This window comes from Streptomyces sp. NPDC090119, assembly GCF_044747085.1.
In the GTDB taxonomy this organism is placed as follows: domain Bacteria; phylum Actinomycetota; class Actinomycetes; order Streptomycetales; family Streptomycetaceae; genus Streptomyces.
In genome coordinates this window covers 116,379-136,617 of sequence record NZ_JBIVDK010000006.1, presented here as the reverse complement: position 1 = coordinate 136,617, position 20,239 = coordinate 116,379, and the positions used below count along the sequence as shown (strand labels likewise).

19 protein-coding genes are annotated in these 20,239 nt (G+C 73.2%); 9 read left to right on the top strand and 10 right to left on the bottom strand.

Features of this window, described 5'->3' with window-relative positions:
- The first annotated feature begins 84 nt into the window (after nucleotides 1-84).
- Together ACIPPM_RS25325 and ACIPPM_RS25320 are read left to right on the top strand one after the other, a co-directional pair.
- Complete coding sequence (locus tag ACIPPM_RS25325; protein ID WP_401451807.1) at nucleotides 85-1,059, top strand: zinc-binding dehydrogenase; 975 nt, start codon at nucleotides 85-87, stop codon at nucleotides 1,057-1,059.
- A 78-nt stretch (nucleotides 1,060-1,137) separates the two neighbouring features.
- Nucleotides 1,138-2,655, top strand: coding sequence for a DHA2 family efflux MFS transporter permease subunit (locus tag ACIPPM_RS25320; protein WP_401451805.1), 1,518 nt, complete (start codon nucleotides 1,138-1,140; stop codon nucleotides 2,653-2,655).
- On the opposite strand, the gene ACIPPM_RS25315 is transcribed toward ACIPPM_RS25320, so the two are convergent.
- On the bottom strand, nucleotides 2,644-3,126 hold the full coding sequence (locus ACIPPM_RS25315) for a GNAT family N-acetyltransferase (protein WP_401451803.1): 483 nt from the start codon (nucleotides 3,124-3,126) through the stop codon (nucleotides 2,644-2,646). The two genes, ACIPPM_RS25320 and ACIPPM_RS25315, sit on opposite strands and share 12 nt — an antisense overlap.
- A gap of 14 nt (nucleotides 3,127-3,140) precedes the next feature.
- Nucleotides 3,141-3,788 (bottom strand): rhomboid-like protein, encoded by a 648-nt coding sequence (locus ACIPPM_RS25310; protein WP_401451801.1) that lies wholly within the window; start codon nucleotides 3,786-3,788, stop codon nucleotides 3,141-3,143.
- A gap of 28 nt (nucleotides 3,789-3,816) precedes the next feature.
- Here ACIPPM_RS25310 and ACIPPM_RS25305 point away from each other — a divergent pair, with 28 nt between their 5' ends.
- From ACIPPM_RS25305 to ACIPPM_RS25295, 3 genes are all read left to right on the top strand, one after another.
- A complete protein-coding gene (locus tag ACIPPM_RS25305) occupies nucleotides 3,817-4,671 on the top strand; it encodes an aminoglycoside phosphotransferase family protein (RefSeq protein WP_401451798.1) in 855 nt (284 codons plus the stop codon).
- A gap of 106 nt (nucleotides 4,672-4,777) precedes the next feature.
- On the top strand, nucleotides 4,778-5,845 hold the full coding sequence (locus tag ACIPPM_RS25300) for a nitrous oxide reductase family maturation protein NosD (protein WP_401451796.1): 1,068 nt from the start codon (nucleotides 4,778-4,780) through the stop codon (nucleotides 5,843-5,845).
- A 59-nt stretch (nucleotides 5,846-5,904) separates the two neighbouring features.
- Nucleotides 5,905-6,930: a methyltransferase gene (locus tag ACIPPM_RS25295; protein WP_401451793.1), complete on the top strand. Its 1,026-nt coding sequence runs from the start codon at nucleotides 5,905-5,907 to the stop codon at nucleotides 6,928-6,930.
- Nucleotides 6,931-7,038: 108 nt separating this feature from the next.
- On the opposite strand, the gene ACIPPM_RS25290 is transcribed toward ACIPPM_RS25295, so the two are convergent.
- Genes ACIPPM_RS25290 through ACIPPM_RS25260 form a run of 7 tightly spaced genes read right to left on the bottom strand, consistent with a single transcriptional unit; the run spans nucleotide 7,039 to nucleotide 12,272 of the window.
- Nucleotides 7,039-7,362, bottom strand: a complete 324-nt coding sequence (locus ACIPPM_RS25290) for a TcmI family type II polyketide cyclase (protein ID WP_401451791.1) — start codon at nucleotides 7,360-7,362, stop codon at nucleotides 7,039-7,041.
- A gap of 45 nt (nucleotides 7,363-7,407) precedes the next feature.
- Nucleotides 7,408-7,884 (bottom strand): SRPBCC family protein, encoded by a 477-nt coding sequence (locus tag ACIPPM_RS25285; RefSeq protein ID WP_401451789.1) that lies wholly within the window; start codon nucleotides 7,882-7,884, stop codon nucleotides 7,408-7,410.
- Between the two features lies 1 nt (nucleotide 7,885).
- On the bottom strand, nucleotides 7,886-8,143 hold the full coding sequence (locus tag ACIPPM_RS25280) for a phosphopantetheine-binding protein (protein ID WP_401451787.1): 258 nt from the start codon (nucleotides 8,141-8,143) through the stop codon (nucleotides 7,886-7,888).
- Between the two features lie 24 nt (nucleotides 8,144-8,167).
- Nucleotides 8,168-9,406, bottom strand: a complete 1,239-nt coding sequence (locus ACIPPM_RS25275; RefSeq protein WP_401451785.1) for a ketosynthase chain-length factor — start codon at nucleotides 9,404-9,406, stop codon at nucleotides 8,168-8,170.
- A 7-nt stretch (nucleotides 9,407-9,413) separates the two neighbouring features.
- Nucleotides 9,414-10,673: a beta-ketoacyl-[acyl-carrier-protein] synthase family protein gene (locus ACIPPM_RS25270; RefSeq protein ID WP_401451783.1), complete on the bottom strand. Its 1,260-nt coding sequence runs from the start codon at nucleotides 10,671-10,673 to the stop codon at nucleotides 9,414-9,416.
- Nucleotides 10,670-11,128 (bottom strand): cupin domain-containing protein, encoded by a 459-nt coding sequence (locus ACIPPM_RS25265; protein ID WP_401451781.1) that lies wholly within the window; start codon nucleotides 11,126-11,128, stop codon nucleotides 10,670-10,672. Before ACIPPM_RS25265 ends, ACIPPM_RS25270 begins: the two co-directional genes overlap by 4 nt.
- Nucleotides 11,129-11,186: 58 nt before the next feature.
- A complete protein-coding gene (locus tag ACIPPM_RS25260) occupies nucleotides 11,187-12,272 on the bottom strand; it encodes a SchA/CurD-like domain-containing protein (protein ID WP_401451779.1) in 1,086 nt (361 codons plus the stop codon).
- Nucleotides 12,273-12,472: 200 nt separating this feature from the next.
- Between ACIPPM_RS25260 and ACIPPM_RS25255 the strand changes: the two genes are divergently transcribed.
- The 4 genes from ACIPPM_RS25255 to ACIPPM_RS25240 all read left to right on the top strand — a co-directional run bounded on the left by ACIPPM_RS25255 (nucleotide 12,473) and on the right by ACIPPM_RS25240 (nucleotide 16,847).
- The gene (locus tag ACIPPM_RS25255) at nucleotides 12,473-14,113 is read left to right on the top strand and encodes an FAD-dependent monooxygenase (RefSeq protein ID WP_401451776.1); all 1,641 of its coding nucleotides are present in this window, start codon (nucleotides 12,473-12,475) and stop codon (nucleotides 14,111-14,113) included.
- Between the two features lie 263 nt (nucleotides 14,114-14,376).
- The gene (locus ACIPPM_RS25250; protein WP_401451774.1) at nucleotides 14,377-15,618 is read left to right on the top strand and encodes a cytochrome P450; all 1,242 of its coding nucleotides are present in this window, start codon (nucleotides 14,377-14,379) and stop codon (nucleotides 15,616-15,618) included.
- Nucleotides 15,619-15,755: 137 nt separating this feature from the next.
- Nucleotides 15,756-16,559, top strand: a complete 804-nt coding sequence (locus ACIPPM_RS25245; RefSeq protein WP_401451771.1) for a hypothetical protein — start codon at nucleotides 15,756-15,758, stop codon at nucleotides 16,557-16,559.
- A 135-nt stretch (nucleotides 16,560-16,694) separates the two neighbouring features.
- Nucleotides 16,695-16,847, top strand: coding sequence for a hypothetical protein (locus ACIPPM_RS25240; RefSeq protein ID WP_401451768.1), 153 nt, complete (start codon nucleotides 16,695-16,697; stop codon nucleotides 16,845-16,847).
- Nucleotides 16,848-16,929: 82 nt separating this feature from the next.
- Here ACIPPM_RS25240 and ACIPPM_RS25235 read toward each other — a convergent pair whose 3' ends face one another.
- Nucleotides 16,930-20,058 (bottom strand): AfsR/SARP family transcriptional regulator, encoded by a 3,129-nt coding sequence (locus ACIPPM_RS25235; protein WP_401451765.1) that lies wholly within the window; start codon nucleotides 20,056-20,058, stop codon nucleotides 16,930-16,932.
- Nucleotides 20,059-20,239 lie beyond the last annotated feature (181 nt).

Here is a 20,239-nt window from a genome sequence, read left to right as displayed (position 1 = left end):
GGCACTGACATCGCCTTGACCTCAAGGACACTTGAGGTCGAAGAGTGGGCCCCGGAAGCGAATGACACGAACTCTGGGGGTCCCATGCACGCCGTCCGTCTGCACGCCTTCGGACCGGCCGAGAACCTGACGTACGAGGAGACCGACGACCCCTCTCCCGGCCCCGGCCAGGTGCGGGTGGCGGTCGCGGCGGCCGGGGTGCATCTGCTGGACACCGCCCTGCGGGAGGGGCAGCGCGGCCCACTGCCCGAGCGCGCCGCGCTGCCGACCGTGCCGGGCCGGGAGATCGCCGGGGTGGTCGACGCCCTCGGCGACGGCGTGGCTGGGGCGTGGCTCGGCCGCCGGGTCGTCGCCCACCTCGGCTTCGCACCGGGCGGGTACGCGGAACTCGCGGTCACCGACGTGGCACGGCTGCACCCGGTGCCGGAGGGCCTGGACCTCGCCGAGGCCGTCGCCATGATCGGCACCGGGCGCACCGCGCTCGGCATCGCGGGGTTCGCCGAACCGGGCCCGGAGTCCGTGGTGGTGGTACCGGCGGCGGCCGGAGGCGTCGGCACCCTGCTCGTGCGGCACGCCAAGAACGCCGGGGCAACCGTCGTCGGCCTGGCGGGCGGCGCGGAGAAGACCGCGCGGGTCCGGGCGAACGGCGCCGATCTCGCCGTCGACTACACCCGCCCCGACTGGCCCGCCGAGGTCCGGGCGGGGCTCGGCGGCCGGGCCGCCACGCTGGTCTACGACGGGGTCGGCGGCGAGGTGGCCCGCGAGGCCGTCGCCCTGCTCGGGCCGGACGGGCGGCACCTGGTCTTCGGCTGGTCCGCCGAGGGCATCGGGGAGGAGAGCCGGGGCCACTTCGTGGCGGGGGTCTCCGAGTCCGTGCTCGGGCCGGAGATGCTCCGGCGGGGCGGCGGGCTGCGCGCGCTGGAGGAGCGGGCCCTCGCCGAGGCCGCCGCCGGACGGCTGCGCCCGGCCGTCACCCGGTTCCCGCTCGCCGAGGCGGCCGCCGCGCACCGGGCGCTCCAGACGCGCGGCACGGTGGGGAAGGTGGTGCTCGAACCCTGAGGAACCGTTTCGGCAGCAGCGGCCGGGGCGGGCTCGGACGCGGATGCGATACGCCCCGATCCATGGTGTTCTGACGAGATGAGCATCGGCCGAACGGGTGAGCCCGTTCCGGTCTCCGCCGGAACCGAGGCAGCCGATCCCCGCCGCTGGTGGGGCCTGGTCGTGATCGCCCTGGCCCAGCTGATGGTGGTGCTGGACGCGACGATCGTGAACATCGCCCTCCCCTCCGCCCAAGCCGACCTCCACATGTCCGACGGCAACCGGCAGTGGGTCATCACGGCGTACACCCTCGCCTTCGGCGGCCTGCTGCTGCTGGGCGGGCGGATCGCGGACCTGGTGGGGCGCAAACGCACCTTCGTCATCGGCCTGATCGGCTTCGCGGGGGCCTCCGCGCTGGGCGGCGCGGCGGGCAGTTCCGGGATGCTGTTCGGCGCCCGCGCCCTCCAGGGCGTCTTCGCGGCCCTGCTCGCGCCGTCCGCGCTGTCCCTGCTGACCACGACGTTCACCGACCCGCGCGAACGCGGCAAGGCGTTCGGCATCTACGGCGCGCTCGCGGGCAGCGGCTCCGCGATCGGGTTCATCCTGGGCGGGCTGCTCACCGAGTACCTGAACTGGCGCTGGTGCCTGTACGTCAACGTGCCCATCGCCGTCGTCGCCGTGCTCGGCGCCTTCGCGCTGCTGCACGACCGGCCCGGCCACGGCGGCACCGCCCGGCTGGACGTGCCCGGCGCGGTGCTCGGCTGCGGCGGTCTGGTGGCCGTCGTCTACGGCTTCAGCGAGGCCCAGCCGCGTGGCTGGACCGATCCGCTGGTGCTGGCGCTGTTCGCGGCCGGGATCGCGCTGCTGGTGCTGTTCGTGTGGTGGCAGAACCGCGCCCCGAGCCCGCTGCTGCCGCTGCACATCGTCCGCGACCGGAACCGCGCGGGCTGCTTCCTGACGATGCTGCTCGCGGTGATCGGCATGTTCGGGCTGTTCCTGTTCATGACCTACTACCTCCAGGTCATCCTGGGCTACTCCCCCGTCCGGGCGGGCCTGGGCTTCCTGCCGCTGACCGCCGCGATCATCATCGGCTCGACCCAGATATCGGCCCGCCTGCTGAACCGGGTGCCGCCGCGCCTGCTGATGGTGCCCGGCCTGCTGCTGGCCACCGGCGGGCTGCTGCTGCTCACCCGGATGACGGTGCACTCCTCGTACGCCTCGGAGATCCTGCCCGCGCTGCTGCTGCTCGGGCTCGGCATGGGCCTGACCTTCATGCCGGTGTTCGCCACCGCCACGGCCGGGGTCGCGCCGCGCGACTCCGGGGTCACCTCGGCGACCGTCAACACCGCCCAGCAGGTCGGCGGCTCCATCGGTACCGCGCTGCTCAACACCATCGCCACCACCAGCGCGGCCGCGTACGTCGCCGCGCGGCTGCGGAGTCCCGCCGACCGGGCGACGGTGGTCCCGGCGGGGCTGGTGCACGGCTACACGGTGGCGATCTGGTGGGCGGCCGCGGTGATGCTGCTGGCGTCCGTGGTCGCGGGCCTGATGGTCACGGCGAAACCCCCACGGCACGGCCTCCCGGCGAAGGCCCAGGTGCGGGAGTCAGTGGGCTGAGCGGCCCAGCCCGGCCAGTGCCGCGTCGGTGAGCCGGTACACGGTCCACTCGTCCTGCGGGCGGGCGCCGAGCTTCTCGTAGAAGCCGATGGCGGGCCGGTTCCAGTTCAGCACCGACCACTCCAGGCGCTCGTAGCCGCGCTCGGCGCAGATCCGGGCCAGCTCGGTGAGCAAGGCCCGGCCGTGGCCGCCGCCGCGCGCGGCGGGGCGGACGTACAGGTCCTCCAGGTAGATGCCGTGCACCCCGCGCCAGGTGGAGAAGTTCAGGAACCACAGGGCGAACCCGGCGACCTCGCCGGTGGTGTCGTCGACCGTGAGGTGCGCGTAGGCCGCCGGGCGGGCGCCGAACAGCGCCTCGCGCAGCTGCTCCTCGGTGGCCCGCGCCTCGTCGGGCTCCTTCTCGTACTCGGCCAGCTCGCGGATCATCGCGTGGATGACGGGGACGTCGTCGGGGTGCGCGGTACGGATCATGGGCGGCAGCGTAGTCAGCCGGACGGCGCGGCCGGGCTCCGGAACGGGGCCCAGGTGCCTTCCCGGCCCCGCACCAGCGGGTAGCAGGCCAGCCCGATCAGCGCGGCCAGGGCGTGGCCGACGTCGGTGAAGGTGCGGCCGTCGACCAGGGGGACGGTGTACACGGTGAGCAGCACCGCGAGATACGGGTACCGCCAGGGCGGCGCGATCCGGTACGTCAGCACGCCCATCACCCCGGCGAGGGCGTAACTCACCCCGATGTCCAGCGTGTTGACGGCGGAGGCCGGGGCGTGACCGTCGTTCACCGCCCTCAGCAGCGCCAGCTCGCTGATCAGCGTCGCCAGTACGTGCGCGGCCGCGCACACCACCAGCCACCGGGCCGTGCCGAGCCACCGCTCCGCCTGCGCGTGGAACACGCTGTACGCGGCGGCGTACGGCAGCCAGCGCCCCCCGTCGATCCACATCGCGCTCGTGATCAGCACCCGCACCGGGTTCTGCGACAGCTCATGGATGTTGGTCGACCGCTGCCGCAGGAACTCCTTCTCGAACTCCGGCGACATATGGTGCAGCGCCACCGTGGTGACGAACAGCACGGCGAGCCACACATAGGTGCCGGGCGCGGACCGCACATAGGCCGCCACCGCCCGCACCGCTCGCCCCATCCCGGCACCCCGTCTCACATCCGTCAGTATGGTCGGCGAGGTGACCCCCGCGCCCTCCGACCGCACCCCTCTGACCCACCGGGCCGACGACTTCCTGGCCCGCTGGGAGCTGCGCGCCACCGCCCCGGCACTGTCGGGCCAATGCGCCCTGGTCCTCCCGGTGACCATGGCCGACGGCACCCTGGCCGCGCTCAAGGTCCAGCACTTGGACGAGGAGTGCGCGGGCGAGGCGGCGGCCCTCGGCACCTGGGCCGGGGACGGCGCCGTACGCCTGCTCGCCCGCGACGCGCCGACCGGCACCCTGCTGCTGGAGCGGCTGGACGAGCACCGCCCCCTGTCCGCGCTGCCCGACGCCCGCGAGGCGGTCGACGTCATCGGCGGACTGCTCGCCCGGCTCACCTCGCGCACCGCCCCGCCCGGACTGCGCCGACTGGGTGACATCGCGCGCGCGATGACGGAGCGCGTCCCGTGGGCCCTCCGTACGGAACCCGACCCCGCCACCCGGCGTCTGCTGCGGGACGGCGCGGCCGCGCTGCGCGAGGTCGCGGACGAACCCGGTGACCGGCTGCTGCACTGGGACCTGCACTACGGCAACGTGCTGGCCGCCTCCCGCGCGCCGTGGCTGGCCATCGACCCCAAGCCGCTGGCCGGTGACCCCGGCTTCGAGCTGCTGCCCGCGCTCGCCAACCGGTACGACCCGGCCGAGACCCGCCACCGCTTCGACGCCCTGACCGCCGCCCTCGGGCTGGACCGGGAGCGGGCGCGGGCCTGGACGCTGGCCCGGGTGCTGCAGAACCGGCTGTGGCAGCTGGCGGAGGGCGGGGCAGGACGGCCGGAGGACGACGTACGGCTCGCCGTGGGGCAGGCGTTGCGGGCCCCTTGACCGAACGCGCACCGGCACGCACCGGCAACGCACCGGCACGCACAGACACGCCGCCGGATGGACCATCGCGCGGGATACCGGATTAAACGGTCATACCGTTCGCGGTATGAAGAGATGTCACCTCGCATATCTCGCCTGCACCGCGGCCCTCGTGAGCGCGGGAATGGGGGCGGTCCCCGCGGCCGCCGCCCATCAGACCCTCGTGGTCCGTCCGGGCGAGTCGATCCAGAAGGCCGTCGACGCCGCCAGGTCCGGCGACACCGTGCTGGTGCTCGCGGGCACCTACCACGAGAGCGTGCAGATCGGGACGCCCCGCCTCACGCTGCGCGGCGCGGGCGCCCGCACGATCATCAAGCCCGCCGCCACCAAGACCGGCAAGGACGCCAACACCTGCGCCAAGAACGGCAACGGCATCTGCGTCCTCGGCACCAAGACCAGGAACGTCGAGGGCGTCACCGTCTCCGACCTCGCCGTCACCGGGTTCGCCCGTGCCGGGGTGTTCGGGATGGCGACCGACCGTATGACGGTCCGCCACGTCCGGGCCTACGACAACGACACCTGGGGCATCGCCCAGGAGCGCTCCGTCGGCGGCGTGTTCCGCGAGAACGTCGCCGAGCGCAACGGCGACGCCGGACTCTTCCTCGCCAACACCATCAAGGAGGAGGCGGGCGCGTACGACGCGGGACGGACCCTCGTCGAGCACAACCGCCTCGACGACAACCGCATCGGCGTCACCGTCCGCCGCCTGCGCGACGTCAACGTCCAGGACAACGGCATCAGCGGCAACTGCGCCGGTGTGTTCATCGTCGGCGACGAGAACAAGCCGAAGGCCGGGCATCTGACCGTCGCCCGCAACCGCGTCACGCAGAACAACAAGTCCTGCCCGAAGACCGCGCGCCTGCCCGCCCTCCAGGGCTCCGGCATCGTGCTGACCGGTGTCGAGCAGACCCGCGTGACCGGCAACTACGTGCGCGGCAACGCCGGCAAGTCCCCGCTCTCCGGCGGCATCGTGCTCTTCAAGAGCATGGTCGGCGCCACCGGCGAGAACAACCGCGTCGACGGCAACATGCTGTCGGCCAACGCACCCGCGGACCTGGTGAACACGGACACGGGCAAGGGCAACCGCTTCGAGCGCAACTCCTGCCGGGCCTCGAAGCCCGCGGGCCTGTGCTGACCGCCCGCCCGCTGCCCATCGATGACCGCAGAAGGCCGAAGAACGAGAAAGGGCGGCAGATGACGACCGCTGAGACAGCCCCACCTCCCCCCATGCGCCTGCGCGAGCTGGTGTTCGGGGCGGCCTGCGCCGCCGCCGTCCGGGCCGCCGCCCGGCTCGGCGTCGCCGACGCCCTCGGTGACGACCCGAAGCCCGTGGAGGACCTGGCGGCCTCGGTGAAGACCGAGCCCAAGCCGCTGCGCCGACTGCTGCGCGCCCTGTCCTGCTACGGCGTCTTCGCCGAGCGCCCGGACGGCACCTTCGCGCACACCGACATGTCCCGCCTGCTGCGCGAGGACGATCCCCACAGCCTGCGCGCCATCGCCCTGTGGTGCACCGAGCCGTGGACCTGGGACGCCTGGCCCAAGCTGGACGAGGCCGTGCGCACCGGGGACAACGTCGTGGAGTCCCTCTACGGCAAGGAGTTCTTCACCTACCTCAACGAGGACGCCCCCGAGTCCGCGGACGTCTTCAACCAGGCCATGACCCGCTCCAGCGAGCAGTCGGCCCGCGAGGTCGCCGCCCTGCTCGACCTGTCCGGCGCCGACTCGGTGGCGGACTGCGGCGGCGGCCAGGGCCATGTGGTGGCCTGCCTGCTCGACAAGTACCCGACGATGCGCGGCAGCCTGCTGGACCTGCCCCGCGTGGTCGAGAACGCCCTGCCCCGCCTGCGTACCGGCGACCTCGCCGACCGCGCCGAGATCGTGCCCGGTGACGTGCGCGCCTCGGTCCCGGTGAAGGCCGACGTCTACGTCATCAAGAACATCCTGGAGTGGGACGACGAGAGCACCGCCCGGCTGCTCGGCAACGTCGTCGCCGCGGGCGGCCCCGGCACCCGCGTCATCGTCATCGAGAACCTCGTCGACGACACCCCCTCGATGCGCTTCAGCACCGCCATGGACCTGCTGCTCCTGCTCAACGTCGGCGGCGCCAAGCACACCACCGAGTCCATGACCGGCCGCCTCACCTCGGCGGGCCTCGTCGTGGACGACATCCGCCCGGTCAACCCGTACCTGCACGCCTTCGAGTGCCACGTCGCGGGCTGACGCGGAACCCGTCGGGACAGAAACGGAAAGACAGCAAAGACCGGCCGCCGGGCCCGCGACGCTGCGGGCCCGGCGGCCGGTGGTCTTACCTGTCGGGGAGTCGGACGGCTAGTCGCGCTCCCACACGTAGAAGCGCTCCGCCATCGCGTCCTTCGGGGAGCGCCAGGTCTCCGGGTCGTACGCGCTGACGTACGCCGACAGGCGCTCGCTGATCCCGCGGAACTCCGGGTGGCCGGCCACCTTGGCGATGGCCGGGGCCGGGTCGCTGTCCGACTCGACGAGGTGCATGTACACGTCGCCGAACTGGAACAGGCTGCGGCGGCGCACCCCGACGAGGCGCGGCAGCTCGCCCCGGTCCGACTCCGCGAAGATCTTGGCGATGTCCTGGGCCGAGCCCGGTGCCATCCGGGCCACGATCAGTCCCTGGTGCATGGCAGGTGTCCTCTTCTCCGGTTCTCAGGTTCTCCGGCTCGCCGGTCAGTCGGCCAGGGCCGGGGCGGGGCGGTCCCCGGCGGCCTGCTGGATCTTGTCCCGGATGAGCGCCATCTGGACCTTGGAGTTGCGGTTGATGTTGTCGGTCATCCACTCGTCGTCGACCGGCGCCTCGGGCTTCATCGCGAAGTCCTGCGTCCACACCATCCGGGTACCGGCGGGCACCTCCTCGTAGGCCCAGTGGATGTCCATGTGGGCGAAGGGGCCCGTCTCCACGCGGCGGGCGCGGACGGTGCGGGTCTCCGGGTCCGGCTCGCGCTCGGAGACCCAGCTCCACACGGTGCCGTTGTCGTCCGGGTGCATGGTGAGCCGGAACGTCGTCTTGCGGCCCTCCCGCTCGATGACCTCGACGGACGCGTACTCGCTGAACAGCCGCGTCCAGTTCTCCAGGTCGTTGGTCATGTCCCAGACCAGGTCGAGCGGAGCGGCGATGGTGATCTCGTTCCGGGTGTGTCCGGCCATGTCAGGCTCCTGCCATCAGTGCGCTGTTGACGAGTTCGAGGAACGCCTGCGGCGTCTTGCAGCGCTCGGCGTCCGGGGGCATCGGGGTGCCGTGCCGGTTCTCCAGCTCGCCGACGATGCCCAGCAGGCCCAGCGAGTCGAGACCGAGCGTCTCGAACGGGGTCTGCGGCTGCTCCCGCAGCGTCTCGGGGGCGACGGTGATGCCCGCCGCCTTCTTCATCAGGGCGGCCAGTTCTTCTTCGGTGATCTGCGCGTTCATGCCGTTCTCTCCTTTGCTGTTCGCCTACTGGGCGCCGTGCCGGAGCACCAGCGCCGAGTTCGACCCCATGAGGCCCCGGCTGAGGACCAGCGCCGTGCGCGGCTCGGCCACGCGGGCGCTCCCGGTCACGAGGTCCAGGTCGTGGCAGACGTCCACCACGTTCGGTGTCGGCGGGATCAGGCCGTGCTCCATCGCCAGCACCGCCGCCGACACGTCCAGCACCGGTGCCGCGCAGTAGCCGCGCCCGATACCGGTCTTCGGCGCCGTCACCGGCACCCGGCGCCCGTGCTCGCCGAGCGCGTCCACCAGCGCCAGTGCCTCGGCCCGGTCCGCCTCCGGCACCCCGAGGGCGTCGGCGAAGACCATGTCGACCTCCTCCGGCGCGCACCGGGCTTCCGCCAGCGCCGCCCGGATGGCCTGCGCCAGCCCCTCGCGGGACTCGGCCCAGCGGGAGGCCCCGGTGAACGTCGCCGCGTGTCCCGCGACGTACGCCCGGACCTCGGCCCCGCGCTCCCGCGCGGACCGCTCCGCCTCGATGACGAGCATCGCGCCGCCCTCGGCGGGCACGAACCCGCACGCCGCCTCGGTGAAGGGGCGGTACGCGCGCGCCGGGTCGCTCTCACCGCTCAGCTCCCCGTATCCGAGCTGGCAGACCACCGAGTACGGCGCGAGCGGCGCCTCGGTGGAGCCGGCCACCATCACATCGGTGCCCCGGCGCACCGCGCGGGCGGCGTGCGCGAGGGCGTCCAGACCGCCCGCCTCGTCGGAGGCGACCACCGAGCAGGGCCCCTTGAGGCCCCGCCGGATGGAGATCTGGCCGGTGCTGGCCGCGTAGAACCAGGCGATGGACTGGTACGGGCCGACGAACCGGCTGCCCTTGCCCCACAGCTGCTGGAGCTCGCGCTGGCCGAACTCGCCGCCGCCGGAACCGGAGGCGGTGACCACGCCGATGGAGTACGGGTTCGCCGCGGTGTCGGCCTGGCCGAGCCGGGCGTCCTCCAGGGCGAGGTCCGCCGCCGCCATGGCGAAGTGGGTGAAGCGGTCGGTCTGCACCAGGAAGCGTTCCTCGACCACCGCCGGGTCGAACGCGCGGACCTCGCCCGCCACCTTCAGCGGCAGGTCCTGGCAGCCCTCGCGGGTCACCCGGTCCAGGACACATGTGCCCTCCTGGGTGGACTTCCAGAAGGTCTCGGTGCTGATGCCGTTCGGCGCGACCACGCCGATTCCGGTGACGGCGGCGCGCCGTTCCTCGGTCGCTCTCATCGTGTCCTCACTCCCTCGGCCGGGTCAGGATCACCGCGGACTGGAAACCGCCGAACCCGCTGCCCACGGAGAGCACGCCGTTCAGCTTCCGCTCCCGGGCCTCGCGCGGCACGTAGTCCAGGTCGCACTCGGGGTCGGGGGTCGTGTAGTTCGCGGTCGGCGGGACGGCCTGCCTGGCGAGCGCCAGCACACAGGCCACCACCTCGATGGCCCCGATCGCCCCGAGGGAGTGCCCCACCATCGACTTGATGGAGCTCATCGGGGTGTCGTAGGCGTGCTGCCCGAGCGCCCGCTTCACCGCGGCCGTCTCGTGGCGGTCGTTCTGCCGGGTGCCGGAACCGTGCGCGTTGACGTAGTCGATCGCGGTCGGGTCGATCCGGGCCTGGTCCATGGCGGTCTCGATCGCGCGGGCCATCTCCAGGCCCTCGGGGGTCAGACCGGTCATGTGGTACGCGTTGCCGAACGTGGCGTACCCGCTCAGCTCGCAGTACACGTGCGCACCGCGGGCCCGGGCGTGCTCCAGCTCCTCGAGCACCAGCACCGCGCCGCCCTCGCCCATGACGAACCCGTCACGGTCGTTGTCGAAGGGGCGGGAGGCGTGCGCCGGGTCGTCGTTGTTCGGGGACGTCGCCTTGATCGCGTCGAAGCACGCCATCGTGATCGGCGAGATCGGCGAGTCGGAGGCACCGGCCAGGCATATGTCCGCCCGGCCCTCCTGCACGGTGTGGAAGGCGTACCCGACGGCGTCCAGGCCCGAGGTGCAGCCCGTGGACACCGTCTGCACCGGGCCCCGCGCGCCGAACCGCTCGGCCACCGACGAGGCGACCGTGCTGGGCGAGAACGCCCGGTGGAGTTCGGGCCGGGCCTGGGTGTGGTCCACATCCCAGCGCTGGCCGCCATGGCTGACCAGCACATAGTCGTTCTCCAGCCGGGTGGTGCCGCCGACGGCCGTGCCGACGGACACGGCTATCCGCCAGGGGTCCTCGGCCGCCAGGTCGAGACCGGAGTCGTGCACCGCCTCGTCGCCCGCCACCAGCGCGAACTGGATGTACCGGTCCGCCCGCTCGACCTCCCCGGCGTCGAGCCCGTAGGCCGCCGGGTCGAAGTCGCACTCGGCGGCGATCCGTGACCGCAGCCCCGAGGGGTCGAAGAAGGTGATGCCGCGCGTCGCGGTCCGGCCGTTGGACAGCAGGTCCCAGAACGCGGGCGTACCGATCCCGCCCGGAGCCACGATGCCTATGCCCGTGACCGCCACCCGGCGGGTCATGAGCGCACCCGGTCCCCGGCGGCGACGGCACCACCGGCCTCCGTCACCACCGCGGCGGCCCCGATGACGTCCGTCTCCTCGGTGTCCACGTGCCCGAGCTGCGGGCGCGGGGCCAGCGGACCCAGGTGGAACACGAGGCGCGCCTCCTCGTCACCCACGTTGCGGAAGCGGTGCCGCATGTGGGCCGGGATCATCAGGCCCTGCTCCGGCTGCAGGGGGTAGGCCTCGCCGTCGAGGTCCACCTCCAGCCGGCCGCAGATCACGTACACGAACTCCTCGGAGTACGGGTGGTAGTGCTCGCCGATGCGGTCGCCGGGCTGCACCAGGGCCACGCCCATGAAACCGCTGGTCGAGCCGACCGTCGCCGGGGTCAGCATGGCGCGCAGGTCGCCGCCGCGCCGGGTGTTGTGCTCGGTGTCCTTCAGGTCGATGATCTTGGGACGGTTTTTGATCACAGTTTCCTCCGTGGAATGTGCCGCGTCGGCGGTGGCGGGGTGAGAGGGGGGCACCGGATCAGGCGTCCGAGGCGCGGCGGTCGGTGACGAGGTCCATCCGGGCGGCGTCGCCGTGCAGCAGCCCGCGCACCTCGGCGGCCGCCCGCGCGTCCTCGGGCAGCGCCTCGACGTCCTTGCCGCGCACGTCCACCAGGCGCACCACCACGTCGTCGCGCTGGAAGACCGTGCTGCGCAGCACCGAGCTCGCCGGGTAGTCGGCGGCGACCTGGTCGTGCTGGGAGAGCAGCTCGGCCAGCCGCATGCCCTGGCCGGGGCGGGCCGGGTAGAACAGCGCGAGGCGGTTGCCCTCCGCCTGCTCGTCGGCGACCACGTGGTGCACCGCGGGGAGCGCCGCACGGGTGAAGAACATCCGGGCCGACTCCTGGTCGTCCAGGTCCCGGTCCTGCTCCAGGTAGGGGTTGATGGCCTCCTCGACCGCCCGCACCTCGGGCTGCCGGGCCACGTGCCGCAGCGCCGCGAGCAGGTCGCCGCGCACCTCGATGGCCCGCACCACCCGGTTGCCCTGCATGAACAGCGAGGTCCGCATGAGCTGCGTGGTGTCGTCGACGCGGGCCTTCGGCGAGGCGTAGTCCGCGAGGATCGCCGCGACCTTCTCCTCGGTGCCGGGCTTCACGGTGAAGGTGAGCGCGTGCCGGATGACCCCGTCACCGATGCGCGGGTGCGCCTGGAGACGGCGGCCGGGAGCGGGCTCGGCGGGGACCGCGGAGCCGCCCGTCTCGCGGACGATGTGGAAGCGCAGCGAACGGGTGTCGCGCACGCAGGAGTGCAGCGGTTCCACCATGTGGACGTGCTCCTCGCTGTTCACCCAGGTGAGGAACGGCGGGGCGCTCTCCCACTCGCTGGTGATCAGCCACTGCGAGGGGTTCTCGATGGACTGGCAGAGCTGGTCGCTGACGTGCCCGGGAACCTGCGTGACCTGGGAGCAGAGCTGCTCGTACGCCTCCAGGAACTGCTGCTGAGCGCCGTCGTACACGTCGACCAGAAGGACGACCCGCAGCGGGGAGCCGTCGAACACGGACTGGGAGACACGCTTGGACACCTCGCGTGCCGGCGTTTCTGAGGGACGTTCAGACGTGGTGGTCATCCTGCACACATCTCCTTCGCGGGGCAGAACCGGTGCCGGCCTTGGATCGGGCCCGGCAGCGTTCCTTGATCCTGTGCCGGTCCCCACAAGCCCGCGACTCCTGTGAACCACGTGGGTGATTGGCCACGCGGAGCGGCCGTCACCGGGAAGTGAAGAGTCATCGGCGCCCCACGCGCCCACCCCTGCCACTGGAGGCTTCGATGCATCAGAAAGCCGACCACCGGGTCCCCGTCCTCATCGTGGGCGGCTCACTGGTGGGCCTGTCCATGTCCGTGTTCCTGGGCCGTCTCGGTGTGCGGCACATGCTCGTCGAACGGCACTCAGGGACCTCGATCCACCCGCGCGGACGCGGCAACAACGTCCGCACGATGGAGCTGTTCCGGGTCGCCGGAGTCGAGCCGGACATCAAGGCGGCCGCTTCGCTCCTCGCCGACAACCACGGCATCCTCCAGACGCCCACCCTCGTGGGGGACGCCGGGGAGTGGCTGTTCAAGAACATCGACCCCGGCGGCGGTCTGGCGAAGTTCAGCCCCACGGCCTGGTGCCTGTGCAGCCAGAACGACCTCGAACCCGTCCTCCTGGACAGCGCCCGCGAACTCGGCGGCGACCTCCGGTACTTCCACCAGATGGAGTCCTTCGAGCAGGGCGCCGACGGAGTGACGGCGACCGTCTTCGACCGGAACACCGAGGAGCGGTTCACCGTCCGCGCGGACTACCTCGTCGCCGCCGACGGCCCGCGCAGCCCCGTACGGCGCGCCCTCGGCATCGGCCAGAGCGGACCCGGCGAGCTGTTCGCCAACGTCAGCGTCACCTTCCGGTCCAGCGCGCTGGCCGACGTGGTCGGCGACCGCCGCTTCATCTGCTGCTACCTCACCCACCCGGACGCGGACGGCGCGCTGCTGCCCGTGGACAACAAGGAGAACTGGGTCTTCCACGCGCCCTGGCACCCCGAGCGCGGCGAGACCCTGAACGACTTCACCGAGGAGCGGCTGCGCGACCACATCCGCCGGGCGGTCGGCGTGCCCGAACTCGACGTACGGATCACCGGTATGGCCTCCTGGCGTGCCGCCGAACGGGTCGCCGACCGCTACTCCTCCGACCGGGTCTTCCTCGCCGGTGACTCCGCCCACGAGATGTCCCCGACCGGTGCCTTCGGCTCCAACACCGGTATCCAGGACGCCCACAACCTCGCCTGGAAGCTGTCCGCGGTCCTCTCCGGCTGGGCGGGTCCCGGCCTGCTGGAGTCCTACGGCGCCGAGCGCCGCCCGGTCGCGGCCGCCACCAGCGCCCGCGCCTCCGCCCGCTCGGTCGAGCACAGCCACCCCGGCTTCGCCCCGGCCCCGGGGGTCGGCGGCGCCAAGCGCGGCGGCATCCTCAACGTCGTCCTCGGCTACCGCTACCCCGCGGGCGCCGTCCTCGGCGCCGACCCCTACGCCGAGGTCGTCCCGGACGGCCTCGCCCTCGACGGCCGCCCGGGCAGCCGCGCCCCGCACCTGTGGGTGCGCCGCGGCGGCCTGCGCCTGTCCACCCTGGACCTGTACGAGCGTTCGATGGTCCTGCTCACCGACGCCCCCGACGACGCGGGCTGGTACGCGGCGGCCCGCCGGGTCGCGGCGGAGGACGGCATCGCGCTGGACGCCTACCGCGTGGGCCCCGGCCCGGACGCCGACCTCGGCTACGACACGGAGGGCGCCGACTGGGCCGAGTCCCACGGCACCACGGCCGACGGGGCGGTCCTGATCCGCCCGGACGGGTTCGTCGCCTGGCGCGCGACGAGCGCGGCGGCGGACCCGGACACGGTCCTCCGTCAGGCCCTGTCGGCCCTGCTGTCCCGGCCCTGACCGACCGGGGCCCCGAAGGCCGCCCGCACCTCCCGGTGCGGGCGGCCTTCCGCGTGAACGGGTCGGACAACTCGGTTTCGCTGACGGAGATTTCCTGACAGTCCGCGCAGAAGCGAACAGATTCGACCGCTTTTTCAACCACTCCCCGCACAACGTCTCGGAATCGATCAGTGACGGTGTGTACTGTGCGGCGAACCCGCACCGGACTTGGTGGCGATCGGCCTGCTCCGGTCCCCGCGCCCCCGCAGTTCTGGAGAGTCGTCATGACCGTGTCCGATGCCGCAGCACGCTTCGCCGTCGACCCGTTCGGCGCCGACATCGCCGCCGAGACCGCCGCGTTGCGCGCCCTCGGCCCGATCGTCCCGGTCGAACTGCCCGGGGGCATCCCGGCCTGGGCGCCCACCGGCCACGACGTCCTCAGGGACCTGATACTCGACCCCCGGGTGAGCAAGAACCCCCGGCTGCACTGGCGGCTCTGGCCCGAACTGGGCGACCACCCCTCCTGGGGCTGGGTCCTGGGCTGGGTCGGCGTCGTCAACATGTTCACCACCTACGGCCCCGAGCACGCGCGGCTGCGCAGACTGGTGGCGCCGAGCTTCACGCACAAGCGCACCGAGGCGATGCGGACGCGCGTGGAGACGATCACCGCCGAGCTGCTCGACACCGTGGAGCGGGCGGGTGCCGACGGCCGGGCGGTGGACGTCAAGGCGCTGTTCGCGTACGAGCTGCCGTTGCGCATGATCTGCGAACTGTTCGGTGTCCCGGCGGAGTTGCGGGCGGACACCGCCGAACTGATCGCCGCGATCATGGACACCTCCGACCCCGGCCCGGAGCACACCGCGTTCGTGCAGGAGCGGATCGGCACGGTGCTCGGCAGCCTGATCGCGCACAAGACCGCGCACCCCGGCGACGACATGACCACGGAGCTGATCCGGGTCCGCGACGAGGACGGCGACCGGCTCGGCGACGAGGAACTGCTGTACACACTGCTGCTGGTGATCGGCGCCGGGTTCGAGACCACGGTCAACCTCATCGGCAACGCGGTCGTCGCCCTGCTGAGCGACCCCGGGCAGCTGGCGGCCGTGCGCTCCGGTGAGATCTCGTGGGACGCGGTGATCGACGAGACGCTGCGCGCGCACCCCTCGATCGCCGCGCTGCCGCTGCGCTACGCGGTCAGCGACCTGGAGGTCGGGGACGTCGTCATCCCGGCGGGCGACGCCATCCTGACGACGTACGCCGCCGCCGGGCTGGACCCGGAGCACTACGGCGACACCGCGCACCTCTTCGACGCCGCGCGCGGCGCCGACGACCACCTGGCGTTCGGCGTCGGCGTGCACCGCTGCGTGGGTGCCCCGCTGGCCCGGCTGGAGGCCCGCACCGCGCTGCCCGCCCTCTTCGGCCGCTTCCCCACCCTGACCGCGGCCTTCGCACCGGGCGACCTGCGCCAGGTGCCGTCCTTCATCGCCTTCGGCTGGCAGCGGATACCGGTCCGCCTGCGCGCCTGAGCTCCACGCCCCGCGGAGCACCGGCAGGCCGGAACCGTCGTGCCGCCGGACGCCCGATCGGGGGAACGGGGCGGGAGGTGAACGGGAAGGCGGTGCGGAAGCGTGCGAGCGTTCGACTGGATCGCGGGGGAGGGGCCGTGGGGAGCTTTGCGGAACGGTTGCTGTTGGTGGTGCCCGGGGACGAGCTCGTACGGTCGGCGCTGGCCGCCGGGTTCGACCTGTGGGTGGTGGAGCAGCGGGAGGCGCTGCCGGACGCGGTCCCCCCGGACGGGCTGTTCGTGACCGGTCCGGACAGTGCCTCCGACGGCACCCTGCACGCGCTGCTGACCCGGCTCATCAGGCGGTACGGCATCGGACAGCTGGTGTGCGGCCCGGCGGCGGGGGCGGAGACGCGGGCCGTCGTGCGCAGGGTGCGGCGGGAGCGGGACGGGACACTGTGGCGGGACCCGGCCGCCCGCCTGCTGAAGGACCCGGTGGCACTGCGCCGACTGCTGCTCGGGGCTTCCTGGCCCCCGCCGCGCGCCGAGGAGGCGGCGGGCGCGGGCGCCGCGCGGGCCTCCGTGGAGCGGATCGGCCTGCCGGTGTCCATCAAGTCCGCCGTCGGCGACGGAGGCTGGGGGGCGCCGGTGGCGGTGCGGGACGAGCGGGACATGGTCCGGTGGGCTCGGAGCGCCGGTGACGGGGCGCATCTGGTCGAGGAGTTGTTCCGGGGGCCGCGCTATCGGGTGGAGACGCTGTCGCTGGGCGGGATGCACCACGTGGTGAGCGTGGTGCGGGACGGCACCGGCCCGCCGGGGGCGCCCGACGCGGTGTCGTTGGTCCGGTCCTGCGTCCGGGAACTGCTCGACCTGGCCGGGGTCTCGGGGGGTGCGCTGCGTACCGACACGGTGCTGACGCCGGACGGTCCGCGGGTCGCGGGCTGTACCGACGGCGGGGTCTGAGCGGCCGTTCCCCGCTCGTTCCGCGCGGGGTGGGAACGAGCCGGGACCGGATCGGGAACGGCCGCCGGAAGCATCACCGATGTCGAGAGCGGGCGGCACCGCCGGCTCGCCAACTACCCCAGGGGGACTGGCATCGTGCGTACGAAGACTGCGGCACTGATCGGGATCATCGCGGCGCTCGGCCTGGCGCTCGGCCTCGGCTCCTCGGTCACCACCGGTCTCCCGGCCCAGAACGCCCCGCACCAGGTCCTGGCCAACGACGTCGGCCCGCACGTCGTGCGGCCGTGACCCAGGTCCTCCACGGCAGGCGCCCCGTCCGGATCACCGGGCGGGGCGCTTTCGTGTGCGGCGCCCGGAGGTCAGCGTCGTGTCAGCGTTCGGCCGGGGCGAGGGCCAGGCCGAGGCTCGCGAGCAGGGTGTCGGCCGCCGCCCGGCGGGTGAACTCCGAGGGGTCGCCCAGCAGACGGGCGGCGTGCGCCATGCCGGACACGGCATGCCACTCCTCGGCGCGCAGCCGGGCCTTCACCGCGCTGCCGTGGGCCTGTTCGTGCAAGGCGTGGGCGGTCTCGTAGGAGGCCGCGTGGAAGTGGAAGCGGGCGACGACGTTCTGGGTCTTGGCGCGGCGCAGCGGGGCGTCGGTCTCCCCGGCCAGGGCCAGCGCCTGCGCGGCGAGATCGTGGCCGGACCCGGGGTCGCCGAGGAGCTGGGCGACCCGGGCGGACAGGGCGAGCAGCAGGGCCTTGTCGCCGGTCGGGACCCGCTCGTCGCACAGTCCGCGGGCCTGGGCGAGGCTGTTCCCGGCGGCAGGCGCGTCACCGAGGCCCAGCTGGGCGAAGGCCAGGTCGGTCAGGGAGGTCACCTGGTTGTTGAGGTAGCCGAGACGGAGCGAGATCGCCCCGGCCTCGCGGGCGGCGTCGGCCGCCTCCGGGTACTGGCCGAGTTCCTCGTAGACCGTGCTCAGGGTGCACAGCACGTCCGCCTGGTTGCGTTCGGCGCCCAGTTCGCGGGCGAGGGACAGCGAACGGCGCAGATGGAAGAGGGCCGGTTCGTAACCCGCGCCGGTGGCGTGCAGGATGCCGAGCACGCTGTCGGCGTGTGCCTCGGTGAGCCGGTTGCCGATCTGTACGGCCGCCTCGCGGGCCTCGGTGACGGTGGCGATGCCCTCCTCCAGCAGGCCGAGTTTCCAGCAGGCCACGCCCAGGTTGGACAGGGTGCTGCTGAGCAGCCACAGGTCGCCGGTGCGGCGGGCGGCGGCCGCGGCGGTGCGGGCGACCTCCGCGTAGGCGGTGAAGTGGCCGCGCGCGTTGAGGTGGAAGACGAGGTTGCGGGCGAGGACGGCGGTGTGCCGGTCGAGGCCGCGGCCGGAGGCGAGCGCGGTCGCCGTGATCAGCCCCTCGTGCTCCAGCGTGAACCAGCGGCGGGCGGACTCCGCGTCGGCCAGCGCGGGCAACTCGCCGGTGTAGGGCGCGAGTTCCGTCGGGTGTGGTTTGCGGCCGGGGAAGAGGACCTGGCAGGCGGCCTCGGTCGCGGAGACGTAGTAGCCGAGCAGCCGTTCGGTGACGGCGGCCGTCTCCTCCTCGGAGGCGGGCAGTTCGCGGGCGAAGCTGCGCACCAGGTCGTGGAAGGTGTACTGGCCGATGTCGGGCTGCTGGAGCAGGTGGACGTCCAGCAGGTGTTCGAGGACGTCCTCCGCGTCGAACAGGTCGAGACCGAGCAGGGCGGCGGCCGCGTGGGCGTCGATCCGGGCGCCGGGGTGCATCGCCAGCAGCCGGAAGGCGGTGCGGTGCCGTTCGGTCATGGCCAGGTAGGACAGCCGCAGGGTGGCGGCGACACCGCGTTCCCCGGAGGTCAGCTCGACCATGCGGCGGGTCTCGTCGCGCAGCCGGTCGACGAGGTAGGCGACGGTCCAGCGGGGCCGGTTGCGCAGCCGGGCGGTGGCGATCCGCAGGGCGAGCGGGAGGTGGCCGCAGCGCTCGGTGAGTTCGGCGGCGGCCTCGGGCTCGGCGGCGACCCGGTCGGCGCCCAGGGTCTCGGCGACGAGGGCGGCGCTGTCCTCGGGGGGCAGCAGGCCGAGGGAGAGCCAGGCCGCGCCGTCCAGGTCGACCAGCCGGGCCCGGCTGGTGATCAGGACCAGGCAGCCGGGGGCGGAGGTCAGCAGCGGGCGCAGCTGGGCGGCGTCGACGGCGTTGTCGAGCAGGATCAGCACGCGGCGCCCGGCGAGGGTGGAGCGCCACAGCGCGGCCCGGCTCTGCAGGTCGGCCGGGATGCGCTCACCGGGGGTGCCCAGCATGCGGAGCAGGACGTCGAGAGCGCTCTCGGGGCGCAGCGGTTCCTCGCCGGGAGTGAAGCCGCGCAGGTCGAGGTGGAGCTGGCCGTCGGGGTGGTCGGCGGCGAGCTGGTGGGCGGCGCGGACGGCGAGGGTGGTCTTGCCGGTGCCGCCCATGCCGTCGATGGCGACGACGCGGGCCCGGTGCTGCCGGGCGGGGGCGGAGGCCAGCTCGATGATGCGGCCGAGTTCGGAGCGCCGTCCGGTGAAGTCGGACACGTCGTAGGGGAGCGTGCAGGGGGCTTCCGCGGGTGGGGGCTCGGTGGCGGCGGTGTCCTGGTCCGCGCCCGCCGTCTCGGTGTCACCACTCCCCCGCAGGGACGATTCTGCGGGGGAGCCGGGTCTCAGCTCGGGGCTGTCGCGCAGGATGTCCTCGTACAGCTTGGCCAGCGGGCGGCCGGGATCGACGCCGAGTTCGTCGGCCAGCAGGGTGCGGACCCGGCCGTACTCCTCCAGCGCCTCGGCCTGCCGTCCGGAGCGGTGCAGGGCGAGCATCAGCTGTCCGCGCAGGGTCTCGCGCAGCGGGTGGGCCGCGGCGAGGTCGCGCAGGTCGGCGACGAGCGCGTTGCCCTCTCCGCGCGTCAACCTGAGCGCGAAGAGCCGCTCGGCCGCGGTGATCCGGCGTTCGTCGAGCACCGCGGCGGCCGCCTCGATCACGGCTCCGCCGTTGCCCGCCATCACGGGCCCGCGCCACAGCTCCAGCGCCGAGGTGAGGTCCCGTACGGCGTCGCCCGGCCGGCCCGCCGCCTCGGCGGACTCCGCCGCGCGCAGATGGCCGGTGAACTCCAGCAGGTCGAGCCGGTGACCGGCGAGGGCGGTGCGGTAGCCGGGGCCGTCGGTGACGATCACCTCGCTGCCACCGGGGAGGCGCCGGCGCAGGTCGGCGACGGCCTTGCGGACCTGGTGCCCGGCGGTGGCCGGGGGGTTCTCCTCCCAGGCCGCCTCGACCAGCCGGGGCACCTGGATCAGACGGCCGGGTTCCAGCAGCAGCATGGCCAGGACTCGTTCCTGGATGGCTCCGCCCAGGCGCAGCCTCGCCCCCTGGGACCAGCCCTCCAACGGGCCGAGGAGCAGGAAGGACAGGGCCGGCGCGGGAACGGTGTCGTCCGGTGACGGGAATCGACCGGCTCGCGCGGTTCTGTCGCCGTCGTTCTCCACGCCCATGACTGCCATACGGCTCCCCACCCCCTGGGTCCCGCGTCTCCCCCACCAGGGACCCGGGCCAGCCGGATCATAAGCAATCGGCCGACTCAAAAGTAAGGGAAGCGACGAATCCGGCAGCGGTATCGCGACGGGAGGGGATCGGGAACGGCGGGCCGGAGTCTCGGGAGGCAGTCAGCAGACGGCGGAGACC